The 15,031-nt window shown below is 69.8% G+C and carries 11 protein-coding genes; 8 read left to right on the forward strand and 3 right to left on the reverse strand.

Annotation, left to right across the window (positions count from 1 at the left end; all coding sequences use genetic code 11):
- The first annotated feature begins 4 nt into the window (after positions 1-4).
- The 5 genes from BLV72_RS11055 (at position 5) to BLV72_RS11075 (ending at position 4,622) form a co-directional block, all read left to right on the forward strand.
- The gene (locus tag BLV72_RS11055; RefSeq protein WP_093461915.1) at positions 5-1,075 is read left to right on the forward strand and encodes an ABC transporter permease; all 1,071 of its coding nucleotides are present in this window, start codon (positions 5-7) and stop codon (positions 1,073-1,075) included.
- Positions 1,076-1,080: 5 nt separating this feature from the next.
- Positions 1,081-1,953 (forward strand): ATP-binding cassette domain-containing protein, encoded by an 873-nt coding sequence (locus tag BLV72_RS11060; RefSeq protein WP_093461917.1) that lies wholly within the window; start codon positions 1,081-1,083, stop codon positions 1,951-1,953.
- Positions 1,954-2,115: 162 nt separating this feature from the next.
- Positions 2,116-3,036, forward strand: coding sequence for a sugar phosphate isomerase/epimerase family protein (locus BLV72_RS11065; protein ID WP_093461918.1), 921 nt, complete (start codon positions 2,116-2,118; stop codon positions 3,034-3,036).
- A gap of 83 nt (positions 3,037-3,119) precedes the next feature.
- Positions 3,120-4,139 (forward strand): Gfo/Idh/MocA family protein, encoded by a 1,020-nt coding sequence (locus BLV72_RS11070; protein WP_093461920.1) that lies wholly within the window; start codon positions 3,120-3,122, stop codon positions 4,137-4,139.
- 273 nt (positions 4,140-4,412) lie between these two features.
- On the forward strand, positions 4,413-4,622 hold the full coding sequence (locus BLV72_RS11075; protein WP_014060813.1) for a helix-turn-helix transcriptional regulator: 210 nt from the start codon (positions 4,413-4,415) through the stop codon (positions 4,620-4,622).
- A 48-nt stretch (positions 4,623-4,670) separates the two neighbouring features.
- On the opposite strand, the gene BLV72_RS11080 is transcribed toward BLV72_RS11075, so the two are convergent.
- A complete protein-coding gene (locus tag BLV72_RS11080; protein ID WP_093461921.1) occupies positions 4,671-7,007 on the reverse strand; it encodes an MMPL family transporter in 2,337 nt (778 codons plus the stop codon).
- Positions 7,008-7,175: 168 nt separating this feature from the next.
- On the opposite strand from BLV72_RS11080, the gene BLV72_RS11085 reads away from it, so the two are divergent.
- The 3 genes from BLV72_RS11085 (at position 7,176) to BLV72_RS11095 (ending at position 10,672) form a co-directional block, all read left to right on the forward strand.
- Complete coding sequence (locus tag BLV72_RS11085) at positions 7,176-7,835, forward strand: TetR/AcrR family transcriptional regulator (RefSeq protein WP_093461923.1); 660 nt, start codon at positions 7,176-7,178, stop codon at positions 7,833-7,835.
- Between the two features lie 212 nt (positions 7,836-8,047).
- Entirely contained in the window at positions 8,048-8,275 is a 228-nt protein-coding gene (locus tag BLV72_RS11090; protein ID WP_093461924.1) for a heavy-metal-associated domain-containing protein, read from the forward strand.
- 87 nt (positions 8,276-8,362) lie between these two features.
- Complete coding sequence (locus tag BLV72_RS11095) at positions 8,363-10,672, forward strand: heavy metal translocating P-type ATPase (protein WP_093461926.1); 2,310 nt, start codon at positions 8,363-8,365, stop codon at positions 10,670-10,672.
- Between the two features lie 547 nt (positions 10,673-11,219).
- Here BLV72_RS11095 and BLV72_RS11100 read toward each other — a convergent pair.
- Positions 11,220-12,509 carry a citrate synthase gene (locus BLV72_RS11100; protein WP_043237162.1) on the reverse strand — a complete coding sequence of 430 codons (1,290 nt, stop codon included), beginning with the start codon at positions 12,507-12,509 and terminating at the stop codon, positions 11,220-11,222.
- 151 nt (positions 12,510-12,660) lie between these two features.
- On the reverse strand, positions 12,661-14,904 hold the full coding sequence (recD2, locus tag BLV72_RS11105) for an SF1B family DNA helicase RecD2 (protein WP_093461928.1): 2,244 nt from the start codon (positions 14,902-14,904) through the stop codon (positions 12,661-12,663).
- Positions 14,905-15,031 lie beyond the last annotated feature (127 nt).

Genomic DNA, 15,031 nt, shown 5'->3' on the forward strand with positions numbered 1-15,031 from the left:
GGCCATGACCCATACCGCCACCCCGGCGGCCGCCACACCGCCCGCCTCCCCCGCGGCCCCGCCGAAGAGCCGCACCGCCGAGCGCTCGCTGGCCCGGCGGGCGCTGGCCCGCCCCGAGATCGGGGCGCTGGTCGCGGCCATCGGCGTCTATCTCTTCTTCTTCGTCGCCGCCCCCACCTTCCGCCAGGCCGACTCCTTCGCCACCGTCCTCTACCAGGCGTCCACCATGGGGATCATGGCGCTCGCCGTCTCCCTGCTGATGATCGGCGGCGAGTTCGACCTGTCGGCCGGGGTCGCGGTCACCTCCTCGGCGCTGACCGCGAGCATGCTCAGCTTCCAGCTCACCGCCAATGTCTGGGTGGGCGTGATCGTCGCCCTGCTGGTCTCGCTCGCCGTGGGGCTGATCAACGGACTGCTGCTGATCAAGACCGGGCTGCCCAGCTTCCTGGTCACCCTCGCCAGCTTCCTGATGCTGCAGGGCGCCAACCTGGCCATCACCAAGCTGCTGACCGACAATGTCGCCACCGACTCCATCACCGACATGGACGGCTTCGACCAGGCCAAGTCGCTCTTCGCCTCCGAGATCGGCGTCTTCGGCGTCGATGTGAAGATCACCGTGCTGTGGTGGCTGATCTTCGCCGCCATCGCCACCTGGGTGCTGCTGCGCACCAAGTTCGGCAACTGGATCTTCGCGGCCGGTGGTTCGAAGGAGAGCGCACGGGCCGTGGGCGTACCGGTGAACCTCACCAAGATCGCCCTCTTTATGACGGTGGGCTTCGCGGCCTGGTTCGTCGGCATGCATCTGCTCTTCGAGTACAACACCGTGCAGGCCGGCGAGGGCGTCGGCAACGAGTTCTACTACATCATCGCGGCCGTGATCGGCGGCTGCCTGCTCACCGGCGGCTATGGCTCGGCGATCGGCGCGGTCCTCGGCGCCTTCATCTTCGGCATGGTCAACCAGGGCATCGTCTACGCCAACTGGAACCCCGACTGGTTCAAGTTCTTCGTCGGCGTGATGCTGCTGCTCGCGACCCTCGTCAATCTGTGGGTGCGCCGTCAGGCCGCCAGGAGGTGACCGTCATGGCAACGAAGGACCCCAAGAACAGCCCCGCCGGCGCCGCACCGGCCGATGAGCCGGTGGTCCGGCTGCGCGGCGTGGGCAAGCTCTACGGAAACGTACGCGCCCTGGAGGGCATCGACCTGGCCGTCCGGCCGGGCCGGGTGACCTGTGTGCTCGGCGACAACGGAGCGGGAAAGTCCACCCTGATCAAAATCATCTCGGGGCTGCACCAGCACGACGAGGGCGAATACCTCGTCGACGGCGAGCCGGTGCGGCTGAACAACCCGCGCGACGCCCTGAACCTGGGCATCGCCACCGTCTACCAGGACCTGGCCACCGTGCCCCTGCTGCCGGTGTGGCGGAACTTCTTCCTCGGCTCCGAGCTGACCCGCGGCCCCTGGCCGGTGCGCCGGCTGGACATCGAGCGGATGAAGAAGATCACCGACGAGGAGCTGTCCGCCATGGGCATCCACCTCGACAACCTGGAACAGCCCATCGGCACCCTCTCCGGCGGCCAGCGGCAGTCCGTGGCCATCGCCCGGGCGGTCCACTTCGGCGCCCGGGTGCTGATCCTGGACGAGCCCACCGCGGCGCTCGGCGTCAAGCAGTCCGGTGTCGTGCTCAAGTACATCGCGGCGGCGCGCGAGCGCGGGCTCGGGGTCATCTTCATCACCCACAACCCGCACCACGCCTATATGGTCGGCGATCACTTCGCGGTGCTGAGACTCGGCGCCCTGGAACTGAACGCGGCGCGCGAGGACGTCAGCCTCGAAGAGCTCACCAACCATATGGCCGGCGGCGCCGAACTGGCCGCGCTCAAGCATGAGCTGGCCCAGGTCCGCGGGGTCGATGTGGATGAGCTGCCCGAGGAGGTGACCGCCCCTTCCGCCTGACCGGACACCTTCCCCCCTGACAGGACCCCATCCTCCGGATGTCTTTCTCCTGACAAGACGTCCGAATGTCCTGACGAACTCTTGACGGCCGCCCGCCCGGCCGGTGAAGCTGCCCAAAACAGTACGACGCGGGCACCCCAGCACACGAGGAGACCCTCTGCCATGACTGCCGACGCCTCCCCCGCACCCGCCCTGGACCGCATCCGGGTCGGCTCGGCCCCCGACTCCTGGGGGGTCTGGTTCCCCGACGACGACCAGCAGGTCCCCTGGCAGCGCTTCCTCGACGAGGTCACGCAGGCCGGCTACCAGTGGATCGAGCTGGGTCCGTACGGCTATCTGCCGACCGACCCGGCCCGGCTCACCGAGGAGACCGCCCGGCGCGGCCTCACCGTATCGGCGGGCACCATCTTCACCTCGCTGCACCGGGGCCCCGAGGTCTGGGACGCCACCTGGGAGCATGTCTCCCAGGTGGCCGAGCTGACCCGGGCGATGAACGCCAAGCACCTGGTGGTCATCCCCTCCTTCTGGCGGGACGACAAGACCGCCGAGCTGATCGAGCCCCCGACGCTCACCGCCGAGCAGTGGCGCCATCTGTCCACCGGGATGGAGCGGCTCGGCCGTGAGGTGCGGGAGCGCTTCGGGCTCGACATCGTCGTCCACCCGCATGCCGACACCCATATCGACACCGAGGAGAACGTGGCCCGCTTCCTGGACGCCACCGACTCCGACCTGGTCAACCTCTGCCTGGACACCGGCCACTACGCCTACTGCGGCGGCGACAGCGTCAAGCTGATCGAGACCTACGGCGAGCGCATCGGCTATCTCCACCTCAAGCAGGTCGACCCGGAGATCCTCGCCGATGTGGTCAAGAACGAGGTGCCGTTCGGCCCCGCCGTCCAGCGCGGCGTCATGTGCGAACCGCCGAACGGCGTTCCGGAGCTGGGACCGGTCCTGACCGCGGCCCAGAACCTGGATGTGGACCTGTTCGCCATCGTCGAGCAGGACATGTACCCCTGCCCGCCCGACCAGCCCTACCCCATCGCCGAGCGCACCCGGCGCTTCCTGCGCTCCTGCGGCGCCTGACCTCCCTTTCGCCCCCACGGGCCGCTTCGCCCCCACGGGCCGTCGAACCGTCCAGAGAGCAGAGAGAGAAGAGAGGTCAGCCAATGACGCAGCAGGGAACGCTCGGGGTCGCCGTCATCGGGACCGGCAAGATGGGCGCCGACCATGTCCGCCGCATCAACGAGGTGATCAGCGGCGCCCGGGTGGCCGCCGTGGTCGACATCGACGAGGCGCGGGCCAAGGCGGTCGCCGACACCGCCGACGGCTGTCAGGCGTTCACCGACCCGGCCGCCGCGATGGCCGCCCCCGGCGTGGACGCGGTGCTGATCGCCTCGCCGGGACCCGCGCACGAGGCCGCGCTGCTCAGCGCGTTCGAGCGCGATCTGCCGGTGCTGTGCGAGAAGCCGCTCACCCCGGACTCCGCGTCCGCGCTGCGGGTGCTGGAGGCCGAGCAGAAGCTGGGCCACCGCCGGGTCCAGGTGGGCTTCATGCGCCGCTACGACACCGAGTTCATGAAGCTCAAGGCGCTGCTGGCCGGTGGTGAGCTGGGCCGCCCGCTGCTGCTGCACTGCCGCCACCGCAACGCCTCGGTGCACTCGTACTTCACCAACGAGATGATGATCACCGACTCGGTGGTGCATGAGATGGACCAGTCGCGCTGGCTGCTGGAGCAGGAGATCGCCGCGGTCACCGTGCTCAAGCCGACCCCCAGCTCACTGTCCCCCGAGCCGCTCAGCGACCCCCAGCTGGTGGTCTTCGAGACCACCGGTGGTGCGATCGTCAATGTGGAGATCTTCGCCACCTGCGGCTTCGGCTACCAGGTCCAGGCGGAGGCGGTCTGCGAACGGGGCACCGCCCGCGTCGGCGACGCCCACGGCATGCTGGTCAACCGGCCCGGCACCTGGGGCGGGGAGATCGCCCCCGACTTCGTCGCCCGCTTCGAGGAGGCGTACGACCGGGAGGTGCAGGCGTGGGTCAACGCCACCCGGCGCGGCGAGGTCGAGGGCCCCAGCACCTGGGACGGCTATGCCGCGACCGCCGTCAGCGAGGCTGGGGTCCGGGCCCAGGCCACGGGTGAGCGCACGATCGTCGAGATGATCGAACGCCCCGCGTTCTACAGCTGACGCCTCACCAGCTCGCCCCCAGCGGACCCGGCCGTTTCCCCACGGCCGGTCCGCTGTGGCCATGGCAGAGGATCGATCGTCCGGTGCGTCACTCGTGCGTCACAGCCGTCACATCTCCACACGTCTACGTCACAGCTGCTCAACAGCCCCTGGCCGCCCGTCACTCAGCGTCGTTGACCCGGGCACAGGCTGATGGAGCGTGAGCAGGCGCGCCGCGGCTCCCCCGACGGCCCACTGGCCGTGGCCGCGACGACCTGCGGAAGGGCATAAGAGATGACCGACCGGAGGCTGTGGTCCTACAAGGAGATCGCCGCGCATATCGGTGTGCAGACCGACACCGTGCGGTCCTACCGCAAGCACGGCCTGCTGCCGCCCCCCGATCTGGTGGAGGGCGGCAAGCCGTACTGGTATGCGGACACCATCCGCTCCTGGGTGGCCCGCAGACCCGGCAACCGCCGCGCCCGGCGGGACGCCAAGGATTAGCGGCGCCGTGGTGCCGTATCCCCGTGATCCGTTAGCGGTGGCCCGTGCTCACCCGGTCCCGCGCCGGCTCCCCCTCTCCGGACAGCCCGTCCTCCTCACACTGGCCGTCCGCCTCGCTGCCACTGGCGGCATCTGTGCCGGTCCCGGCGTCCGTGCGGCTTCCGGCGGGAGCGGACTCCCCTCGCTCAGGCCGAACCGGGTGTGCAGTCGGCGCAGCGGGCCAGGGGCCCACCAGGTGGCCCGGCCGGTCAGCTTCATCACCGCCGGCACCAGCAGACCGCGCACCACCATCGCGTCCATCATCACGGCCAGGGCGATGCCCAGCCCCAGCATCTTGGTGTTGGTGACCCGCGAGGTGCCGATGCCCACCATCACCACGGCGAGGATCAGCGCCGCCGCCGTGATCAGGCCGCCGGTGCGCCGCAGTCCGAACTCGACCGCCGCCTGATGGTCTCCGGTTCGGTCGTACTCCTCCTTGATGCGGGAGAGCAGAAAGACTCCGTAGTCCATGGAGAGACCGAAGGCGACGCAGAACATCAGGACGGGCAGGGTGGTCTCGATATCGCCGGAGGTGGTGAAGGAGAGCGGACCGGACAGATGCCCCTCCTGGAAGACCCACACCACCGCGCCGAACATCGCGGTCAGACTGAGCGCGTTGAGCAGCACCGCCTGAATCGGTATCAGCACGCTGCCGGTGAGCAGGAAGACCAGCAGCAGGGTGACGGCGACGATGATGCCGGCGGCCCAGGGCAGCCGGTCGCCTATGGAGTCCTTGGTGTCCACCAGGACGGCGGCGGTGCCGGTGACCGAGGTGGTGAATGGCGACTCCTGGGCGCGGATCGTGCGCACCAGGTCCTGGCTGGCCGCGTCCACGGCCTCGCCCTTGGGCAGGACGGTGATGTCGGCCGAGCCACCGGCCAGACGCGCGGCCTCCGCCGGCCCCGGCTCGGCCACCCGCCGCCCGTCCGCGAACCGGCCCGCCGGGCCGTCCACCCGCAGCACCTGGGGGAGGGCCGAGACCTTGGCGCTGTAGTCGTTGAGGGCCTTGGTGCCGGTGCCGCCCTCGGCGAGGACCTCCACCGCGCCCCCGGGACCGCCGGGGAATCCCTCCCGGATGTGCTGCTGCACCACATGGGACTCGGCGCTCGACGGGAGCTGGCGGTCGTCCGCGGTGCCGAACTCCACCCTCAGGAACGGCAGTCCCAGCGCGACCAGACCGGCGACGGTGGCCAGTGCGAACAGCGGGGCGCGCCGCATCACCAGCCGGGCGAGCCGCGCCCAGCCCGCCCCGGGCTCACCCTTGCGGGCCGGGCGGCCGCGGCGCAGCAGCCGGGTGAGGTCCAGTGCGTTGACCCGGTCCCCCAGCAGGATGAGCGCCGCGGGCAGGACCACCAGGGCGGCGGTAGCGGCGATCAGCACCACCGCGATCCCCGCATAGGCGAAGGAGCGCAGGAAGTACTGCGGGAAGACGAGCATCGCGGCGAGCGAGGCGGCGACGGTCAGCGCCGAGAAGAGCACGGTGCGCCCGGCGGTGCGCAGCGTGGTCGCGACGGCGGGCAGCTTCTCCGCGCCCCGGGCCAGCTCCTCCCGGAAGCGGCGCACGATGAACAGGGCATAGTCGATGGCGAGTCCGAGGCCGAGCGCGGTGGTCAGGTTCTGCGCGAAGACCGAGACATCGGTGAACTCGGTGAGCCCGCGCAGCACGGCGTCGGTGCCGAGGATGGCGATGATGCCGACGCCGAGCGGAAGCAGTGCGGCCACGGCGCTGCCGAAGACCATGACGAGCAGCACCAGGGTGATGGGCAGGGCGATCATCTCGGCCCGCAGCAGATCTTCCTGGATGGTGGTCTGCAGCTCGTGGCGGACCGCGACCATCCCGCCGATGGACACCTCGACCGGGCCATGGGCGCCCCGGTAATGGGGCGCTATGCGCTCCAGCGTCTTGCCGGCGGCGGACTCGTCGCCCACGATCCGCGCGGCGATGATCGCCTCGCCCCGGTCACGGGCCCGCAGCGAGGGCGCGCCGGTGGCCCAGTACGAGGTGACGCCGGTGACCGCCTGCTCATGCGAGAGCTTCTTGGCGAGGGCCCGGGCCTCGGCGGCGACGGCCGGATCGTCCACGGTCCTGCCGCCGCTGTCGACGAGCAGGATCAGATTGGGCTGGGAGGCGGGGAAGCGCTTCTCCAGCGCCTTGGTGGCATACGAGGACTCGGCCGCCGGGTCCTCCCAGCCGCCGCTTCCCAGCCGATCGGCGACCCCGCTCCCGGCCACGACGGCCAGCGCCGTGAAGAGCAGAGCGATCAGAAGGGACAGCCGCGGCCGCGCGGTGACCAGGCGCGTCCACCCTCCGATCCGGTCCCCGGGTGGGCGGTTGACATCGGTCATGGCGCGGTGTCCCCTTCACCTGTGCCCCATGCCGCCACCCACACGTCCGTGGGCAGCATGGGTCGCTGATTACCATGGGTGGTAAACACGAGCGACCGCTCGCGTTTCTCAAGAATGCGAGCGGTTACTCGTGTTTGTCAATCGAACACGGAGAGCCGGGGAAAACAGGTGAGCGAGAGCAAGGCGGACCTGCGCGACGAAACGGCGAAGCCGCGCCGCAGACAAGCACGCGGTGAGCGCCGGATCCAGCAGCTGCTCGACGCCGCCGCCCATGTCTTCTGCCGCACCGGCTACACCTCGGCGAGCACCAACGCCATCGCCCGCGAGGCCGGAGTCTCCCCCGGCACGCTGTACCAGTTCTTCCCGAACAAGGAGGCCATCGCCGTCGAGCTCGGCGAGCGCCTCAACCGCCGGATGACGGAGACCCACGGGACGGTCCTCACACCGGAGAACGCGGGACTGCCCCTCGGCGAGCTGCTCGACACGGTCCTCGATCCGATGATCGAGTTCAATTGCGCGAATCCGGTCTTCCTGGCCCTGATCCAGTCCTCCGACGCGCCGGGCCAACTCCTCGAGGAACACGCCGAACTGCACGACTCGATCCAGGACCGCATCAGCGAGCTGATCGGCATCCGCAACCCCGACCTCTCCCCCGAGCGCCGCACCCACACCACCACCATGACGTTCGCCCTGTTCAAGGCCGGACTGACGCTGATCCTCGGCCATGAGGGCGCCGAACGGGAGGCGTACGTCGCGGAGTTGAAGACCGCCCTGTACGGCTATCTGGCCCCGGTACTCGGCACCGGGGCGGTCGGCGCCCGCCCCTGACCCCGCACCACGCCCTCTTCCCCCGGCCCCTCGTACGCCCCGGACCGGGGAGAAGTGCGCGCGGGCGCGGCACACCCGTCACAGGCCGGCGCACCACCGGCTTCCATCGATACCCCCTAGGGGTATAAAGTGGGGATCGTCAGGAGACGCTGAGGCATTCCGGTGCCTCCTGCGCACCGACCGTCACGCTCACCCCACACAGGAGAAACCCCATGAGCTCCGAGGCTGTCACCACCGTCTACCAGGTGACCGGTATGACCTGCGGCCACTGCGAAGGCGCCGTCGCCGAGGAGATCGGCACGCTCGACGGCGTCACCTCCGTCAAGGCCGTGGCGTCCACCGGGCAGGTCACCGTGATCTCGGCCGCCCCGCTGGACGACGAGACCGTCCGCGCCGCCGTGGACGAGGCGGGCTACGAGCTCACCGGCCGGGCGGCCTGAGCGAGCCCCCACCAAACCTCCGCCGGACCGTACCGCCCTGCTCATACAGTCGCCGTACGGCCCGGCCCTCCTCCCAGGAGACCAGACATGACCAGCACGGCACCCCCCGCCGGGGCCACCGCCGACACCACGGCGACGACCGGCGGGCCCTCGCAGGTCCAGCTCGCCATCGGCGGTATGACCTGTGCGTCCTGCGCCGCGCGCATCGAGAAGAAGCTCAACCGCCTCGACGGCGTCACCGCCACGGTGAACTTCGCCACCGAGAAGGCCAAGGTGTCCTACGGCGCGGGGATCGAGGTCGCCGACCTGATCGCCACCGTCGTCAAAACCGGGTACACCGCCGAGGAACCGCGCCCCGTCGTGCCCGAGCCCCGCACCCCCGAGGACACCGGCGCACCGGAGGCCGACCGGCGCGGCGAGGCCGGGCCGGACCCGCTGCGCCACCGCATGCTCGTCTCCCTCGCCCTGTCCCTGCCCGTCGTGGTGCTGGCGATGGTGCCGTCGCTGCAGTTCGACAACTGGCAGTGGCTCTCGCTCACCCTCGCCGCGCCGGTCGTCGTCTGGGGCGGCGCGCCCTTCCACAAGGCCGCCTGGACGGGCCTGCGGCACGGCGCGGCCACTATGGACACCCTGGTCTCCATCGGCACGCTGGCGGCCCTTGGCTGGTCCCTGTGGGCGCTGTTCTTCGGCGACGCGGGCATGCAGGGAATGCGCCACGGCTTCGACCTCACCGTCTCCCGGGCCGACGGGTCGTCCTCGATCTATCTGGAGGCGGCCGCCGGGGTGACCACCCTCATCCTGCTGGGCCGCTTCCTGGAGGCGAAGTCCAAGCGGCGGGCGGGTGCGGCGCTGCGCGCACTACTGGAGCTCGGCGCCAAGGACGTGGCCGTCCTGCGCGGGGGAAGCGAGGTGCGGATCCCCGTCGGCGAGCTGGCGGTCGGCGACCGCTTCGTGGTGCGCCCCGGCGAGAAGATCGCCACCGATGGCACGGTGGTCGAGGGCTCCTCCGCCGTGGACGTCTCGATGCTGACCGGCGAATCGGTGCCGGTGGACGTGGTGGCCGGCGACGCGGTGGCGGGCGCGACCGTCAACACGGCGGGCCGGATCGTGGTCGAGGCCACCCGCGTGGGCGCGGACACCCAGCTCTCCCGCATGGCCAAGCTGGTCGAGGACGCGCAGAACGGCAAGGCCGAGGTGCAGCGGCTCGCCGACCGGGTCTCGGGGATCTTTGTGCCGATCGTGCTGCTGATCGCCGTCGGCACCCTGCTGGGCTGGCTGCTCACCACCGGCGAGACGGCCGCCGCCTTCACCGCGGCCGTGGCCGTCCTGATCATCGCCTGCCCCTGCGCCCTGGGCCTGGCCACCCCGACCGCGCTCATGGTCGGCACGGGCCGCGGCGCCCAGCTGGGCATCCTGATCAAGGGGCCCGAGGTGCTGGAGTCGACCCGCCGGGTGGACACCGTCGTCCTGGACAAGACCGGCACGGTGACAGCCGGACAGATGCGGCTGCGCGGGGCCGTCACGGCGCCCGGCGTGGACGAGGTGGAGCTGCTGCGGCTCGCGGGCGCCCTGGAGCACGCCTCGGAGCACCCGATCGCGCGCGCCATCGCGGACGGCGCGGCCGAGCGGCTCGGCGACCTCCCGACGCCCGCGGACTTCCGGTCCGAGCCCGGCCTCGGCGTCCAGGGCACGGTGGACGGCCACGCGGTCCTGGTCGGCCGCGAGAAGCTGCTCGGCGCATGGGCCGTCGAACTGCCCGAGGACCTGGCGGCCGCCAAGGCGGCGGCCGAGTCGGAGGGGCAGACGGCGGTCGCCGTGGCCTGGGACGGTAAGGCGCGCGGCGTCCTCCTGGTGGCCGACGCCGTCAAGGAGACCAGCGCCGAGGCGGTCGCCCAGCTACGCGCCCTCGGCCTCACCCCGATGCTGCTGACCGGCGACAACAGGCTCGTCGCCGAGGCGGTGGCCCGCGAGGTCGGCATCGACGACGTCATCGCCGAGGTGCTGCCCCAGGACAAGGTGGACGTCGTGAAGCGGCTGCAGGGCGAGGGCCGTACGGTCGCCATGGTGGGCGACGGGGTCAACGACGCGGCCGCCCTCGCCACCGCGGACCTCGGGCTCGCGATGGGCACGGGCACGGACGCGGCCATCGAGTCCGGGGATCTGACACTGGTCCGGGGCGACCTGCGGGTGGCGGCGGACGCGATCCGGCTGGCGCGCCGGACGCTCGGCACCATCAAGGGCAACCTCTTCTGGGCCTTCGGCTACAACGTCGCCGCGCTCCCGCTCGCGGCGGCCGGACTGCTGAACCCTATGATCGCGGGAGCGGCCATGGCGTTCTCATCCGTGTTCGTGGTGACGAACAGTCTGCGACTGCGGACCTTCACAGCGTCCACATAGATTCACCAAGTCCCCATAAGCCGCACAACACCCATACGGCAGGGCCTCGATCTTCAAATCGAGGCTCTTGCCCTTTTATGGCGCATATGGCAAGAGACGCAGATCACAGACAACCCAACGTAACCATCGAGGGGGGTGGCGAGTCTAATGGGACGGTGGGGATTCGTCTTGGGGGACGCATCCCGCTACGCGTAGCCGGGACGACGTACTCGGGGAGCTTTGAGCGGCCCTCCCGTAGGTACGCGTCCCGGCGGATCGCGCACCATACGGCCCGCAAGGGCCCGTGGACACCCGGCCGGATCCCGTGGGGGGAATCCGCTCCGGGGCAAGGGAAGCGCCCCGCTCCGACCCGTGGGGGGATCGGAAGCGGGGCGCTTCTGGTTTTTTTGGGGCTCGGTTCGCCTCCGGGGCGCAAAAGCCTGTGTCGACGGTCGGCACACCCCGAGGCGCTACGGCGGCCAAGCACCGGATACCCGAAGGCGTCCCCGGACGCGAAGTGCCCCCGACCGGCCGGGCAGCCAGGACGGGGGCACCGGAGAAGCGAAGGTCAGCGCTCCTCGACCGGGACGAAGTCGCGCTCGACGACGCCCGTGTAGATCTGGCGCGGGCGGCCGATGCGGGAGCCCGGCTCCTTGATCATCTCGTGCCACTGGGCGATCCAGCCCGGCAGCCGGCCGAGCGCGAACAGCACGGTGAACATCTCGGTCGGGAAGCCCATCGCCCGGTAGATCAGACCGGTGTAGAAGTCCACGTTCGGGTAGAGCTTGCGCTCGACGAAGTAGTCGTCCGCGAGGGCGTGCTCCTCCAGCTTGAGCGCGATGTCGAGTAGCTCGTCGGACTTGCCGAGCGCGGAGAGGACATCGTGCGCCGCCGACTTGATGATCTTCGCCCGGGGGTCGAAGTTCTTGTAGACGCGGTGCCCGAAGCCCATGAGCTTCACGCCGTCTTCCTTGTTCTTCACCTTGCGGATGAAGGTGTCGACGTCGCCGCCCGAAGCCTGGATGCCCTCGAGCATCTCCAGCACGGACTGGTTGGCGCCGCCGTGCAGGGGGCCCCACAGCGCGTTGATGCCCGCCGAGATGGAGGCGAACATATTGGCCTGCGAGGAGCCGACCAGCCGGACCGTGGAGGTCGAACAGTTCTGCTCGTGGTCGGCGTGCAGAATCAGCAGCTTGTCGAGCGCGGAGACCACGGTCGGGTCGAGGTCGTACTCCTGCGCGGGGACCGAGAAGGTCATCCGGAGGAAGTTCTCGACATAGCCCAGGTCATTGCGCGGGTAGACAAAGGGGTGACCGACCGACTTCTTGTACGCATACGCGGCAATGGTCGGCAGCTTGGCCAGCAGCCGGATCGTCGAGAGGTTGCGCTGCTTCTCGTCGAACGGGTTGTGGCTGTCCTGGTAGAAGGTCGACAGCGCGCTGACCACGGAGGACAGCATCGCCATCGGGTGGGCGTCCCGCGGGAAACCGTCGTAGAACCGCTTGACGTCTTCATGCAGGAGCGTGTGGCGGGTGATCTCCCCACGGAAGGCCGCCAGTTCATCGACGGTCGGCAGCTCCCCGTTGATCAGCAGGAAGGCGGTCTCCAGGAAGGAGGCACGCTCCGCCAGCTGCTCGATGGGGTAGCCGCGGTATCGCAGGATGCCCTGCTCACCGTCCAGATAGGTGATCGCGGATTTGTACGCGGCGGTGTTGCCGTAACCGGAATCCAGGGTCACCAGACCGGTCTGGGCACGCAGCTTGCCGATATCGAAGCCCTTGTCGCCGACGGTGCTGTCGACCACCGGGTAGGTGTACTCGCCGTCCCCGTACCGCAGTACTACAGAGTTGTCGCTCACGTCATCCCTCACCGACGTCTGGTTCTCTTCTTCGAGGTGCCCTGACTCCCCCCACCTTCCCCTACTCGGGTAGAGAACGTGCACTCGGGGTCGGCTGAAGAGCCTTTTGGCGGCACTCAGTGCCGCCTTCACGGCCATCCTGCCCCGTTCGTCATCGTTCGGAAACCCTCTTGACACGCTCGACTGTCACATCACCGCCGAGTCGGTGATCCAGCGCGGTGCAGCGCCTCCCCGCCGAGACGGTGCGCACCGCTTGCCCCAGCGCGCGGCGCGAGCCGACCAGCACGACAAGGCGCTTGGCACGGGTCACCGCCGTGTACAGGAGGTTGCGCTGCAACATCATCCAGGCCCCGGTGGTCACCGGAATCACGACGGCCGGGTACTCACTGCCCTGTGACCGGTGGATGGTCACCGCATAGGCATGAGCCAGCTCGTCCAGCTCGTCGAAGTCGTACGGTACCTCCTCGTCCTCGTCCGTCCGCACGGTCAGCCGCTGCTCATCGGTGTCGAGTGAGGTGACGACGCCAACCGTGCCGTTGAAGACCCCGTTGGCCCCTTTCTCATAATTGTTACGGATCTGGGTCACCTTGTCGCCGACCCGGAAGACCCGGCCGCCGAAGCGGCGCTCCGCGAGGTCGGGGCGGGCCGGGGTGATGGCCTGCTGAAGCAGTCCGTTGAGCGTGCCCGCGCCCGCCGGGCCGCGGTGCATCGGGGCCAGAACCTGCACGTCACGGCGGGGGTCGAGGCCGAACTTGGCGGGGATGCGGCGGGCCGCGACATCGACCGTGAGCCGCCCGGCCTCCTCGGTGTCGTCCTCGACGAAGAGAAAGAAATCCGAGAGGCCCTGGGTGACCGGCGGCACCCCCTCGTTGATCCGGTGGGCGTTGGTGACCACACCGGACTGCTGGGCCTGGCGGAAGATCCGGGTCAGCCGCACCGCCGGGACGGGGCTGCCGGGGGCCAGCAGATCGCGCAGCACCTCCCCGGCGCCCACGCTGGGAAGCTGGTCCACATCCCCGACGAAGAGCAGATGGGCACCGGGCGGGACCGCCTTGACCAGCTTGTTGGCCAGCAGCAGATCGAGCATCGACGCCTCGTCGACCACCACCAGATCCGCGTCGAGCGGGCGGTCTCTGTCATATGCCGCGTCTCCGCCGGGCTTGAGCTCCAGCAGCCGGTGGACGGTGGACGCCTCGGCGCCGGTCAGCTCGGACAGTCGCTTGGCGGCCCGGCCGGTGGGCGCCGCCAGCACCACCTTCGCCTTCTTGGCGCGGGCCAGCTCCACCACGGACCGCACGGTGAAGGACTTGCCGCAGCCCGGCCCGCCGGTGAGCACCGCGACCTTCTCGGTCAGCGCGAGCCGCACCGCCTGGCTCTGCTCGGGCGCCAGATCGGCGCCGGTGCGGCTCGCCAGCCAGCTCAGCGCCTTGTCCCAGTCCACATTCCCGAAGGCGGGCAGCCGGTCCTGCTCGGTGCGCAGCAGCCGCAGCACCTGGCCGGCGAGGGAGATCTCGGCGCGGTGGAAGGGCACCAGATAGACCGCGGAGACCGGCTCGCCGTCCTCCGGCCCCGGGACCGGCTCGCGCACCACACCCTCGTCCTCGGCCGCGAGCTCCCCCAGGCAGTCGATGACCAGACCGGTGTCCACCTGGAGCAACTTCACGGCGTCCGCGATGAGTTGCTCCTCGGGGAGATAGCAGTGGCCTTGGTCGGCGGACTGGGACAGCGCGTACTGCAGACCGGCTTTCACCCGATCGGGGCTGTCATGGGGAATGCCGACCGACTGGGCGATCTTGTCGGCGGTGAGGAAGCCGATGCCCCAGACGTCGGACGCCAGCCGATACGGCTCGTTCTTCACGACCGAAATCGACGCGTCGCCGTACTTCTTGTAGATCCGCACCGCGATGGAGGTGGAGACGCCCACCCCCTGGAGGAAGACCATCACCTCCTTGATGGCCTTCTGCTCCTCCCAGGCGGCGGCGATCATCTTGGTGCGCTTGGGGCCGAGGCCGGGGACCTCGACCAGCCGCTTGGGCTCCTGCTCGATGACATCGAGGGTGTCGACGCCGAAGTGCTCGGTGATCCGGTCGGCGATCCGGGGGCCGATGCCCTTGATCAGCCCCGAGCCGAGATAGCGCCGGATGCCCTGGACGGTGGCGGGGAGGACGGTCTGGTAGTTCTCGACCGTGAACTGTTTGCCATATTGCGGATGGGAACCCCAGCGGCCCTCCATCCGCAGCGACTCGCCCGGCTGGGCTCCCAGCAGCGATCCGACCACGGTCAGTAGATCGCCGGAGCCTCGGCCGGTGTCGACCCGCGCGACCGTATAGCCGTTCTCCTCATTGGCGTAGGTGATCCGCTCCAGGACCCCTTCCACCACCGCGAGTTTGAGCATGCCCCGACCGTACCGCCGGGAGCCGACAGACGGTTCGGGCCTGTGGACAACGCCCGTGGGGAAGGAACGCGGGTGGGTGTCCGGTCGCGGAATATCACGATCCGGTTTCACCGGGGACCGACCCCTT

The sequence above is a fragment of the Streptomyces melanosporofaciens genome (assembly GCF_900105695.1).
Classification (GTDB): Bacteria; Actinomycetota; Actinomycetes; order Streptomycetales; family Streptomycetaceae; genus Streptomyces; species Streptomyces antimycoticus.

Coding starts and splice junctions, on each gene's coding strand:
- BLV72_RS11055 (WP_093461915.1), top strand. CDS start 5: ATGACCCATACCGCCACCCCGGCGGCCGCCACACCGCCCGCCTCCCCC.
- BLV72_RS11060 (WP_093461917.1), top strand. CDS start 1,081: ATGGCAACGAAGGACCCCAAGAACAGCCCCGCCGGCGCCGCACCGGCC.
- BLV72_RS11065 (WP_093461918.1), top strand. CDS start 2,116: ATGACTGCCGACGCCTCCCCCGCACCCGCCCTGGACCGCATCCGGGTC.
- BLV72_RS11070 (WP_093461920.1), top strand. CDS start 3,120: ATGACGCAGCAGGGAACGCTCGGGGTCGCCGTCATCGGGACCGGCAAG.
- BLV72_RS11075 (WP_014060813.1), top strand. CDS start 4,413: ATGACCGACCGGAGGCTGTGGTCCTACAAGGAGATCGCCGCGCATATC.
- BLV72_RS11080 (WP_093461921.1), bottom strand. CDS start 7,007: ATGACCGATGTCAACCGCCCACCCGGGGACCGGATCGGAGGGTGGACG.
- BLV72_RS11090 (WP_093461924.1), top strand. CDS start 8,048: ATGAGCTCCGAGGCTGTCACCACCGTCTACCAGGTGACCGGTATGACC.
- BLV72_RS11095 (WP_093461926.1), top strand. CDS start 8,363: ATGACCAGCACGGCACCCCCCGCCGGGGCCACCGCCGACACCACGGCG.
- recD2 (WP_093461928.1), bottom strand. CDS start 14,904: ATGCTCAAACTCGCGGTGGTGGAAGGGGTCCTGGAGCGGATCACCTAC.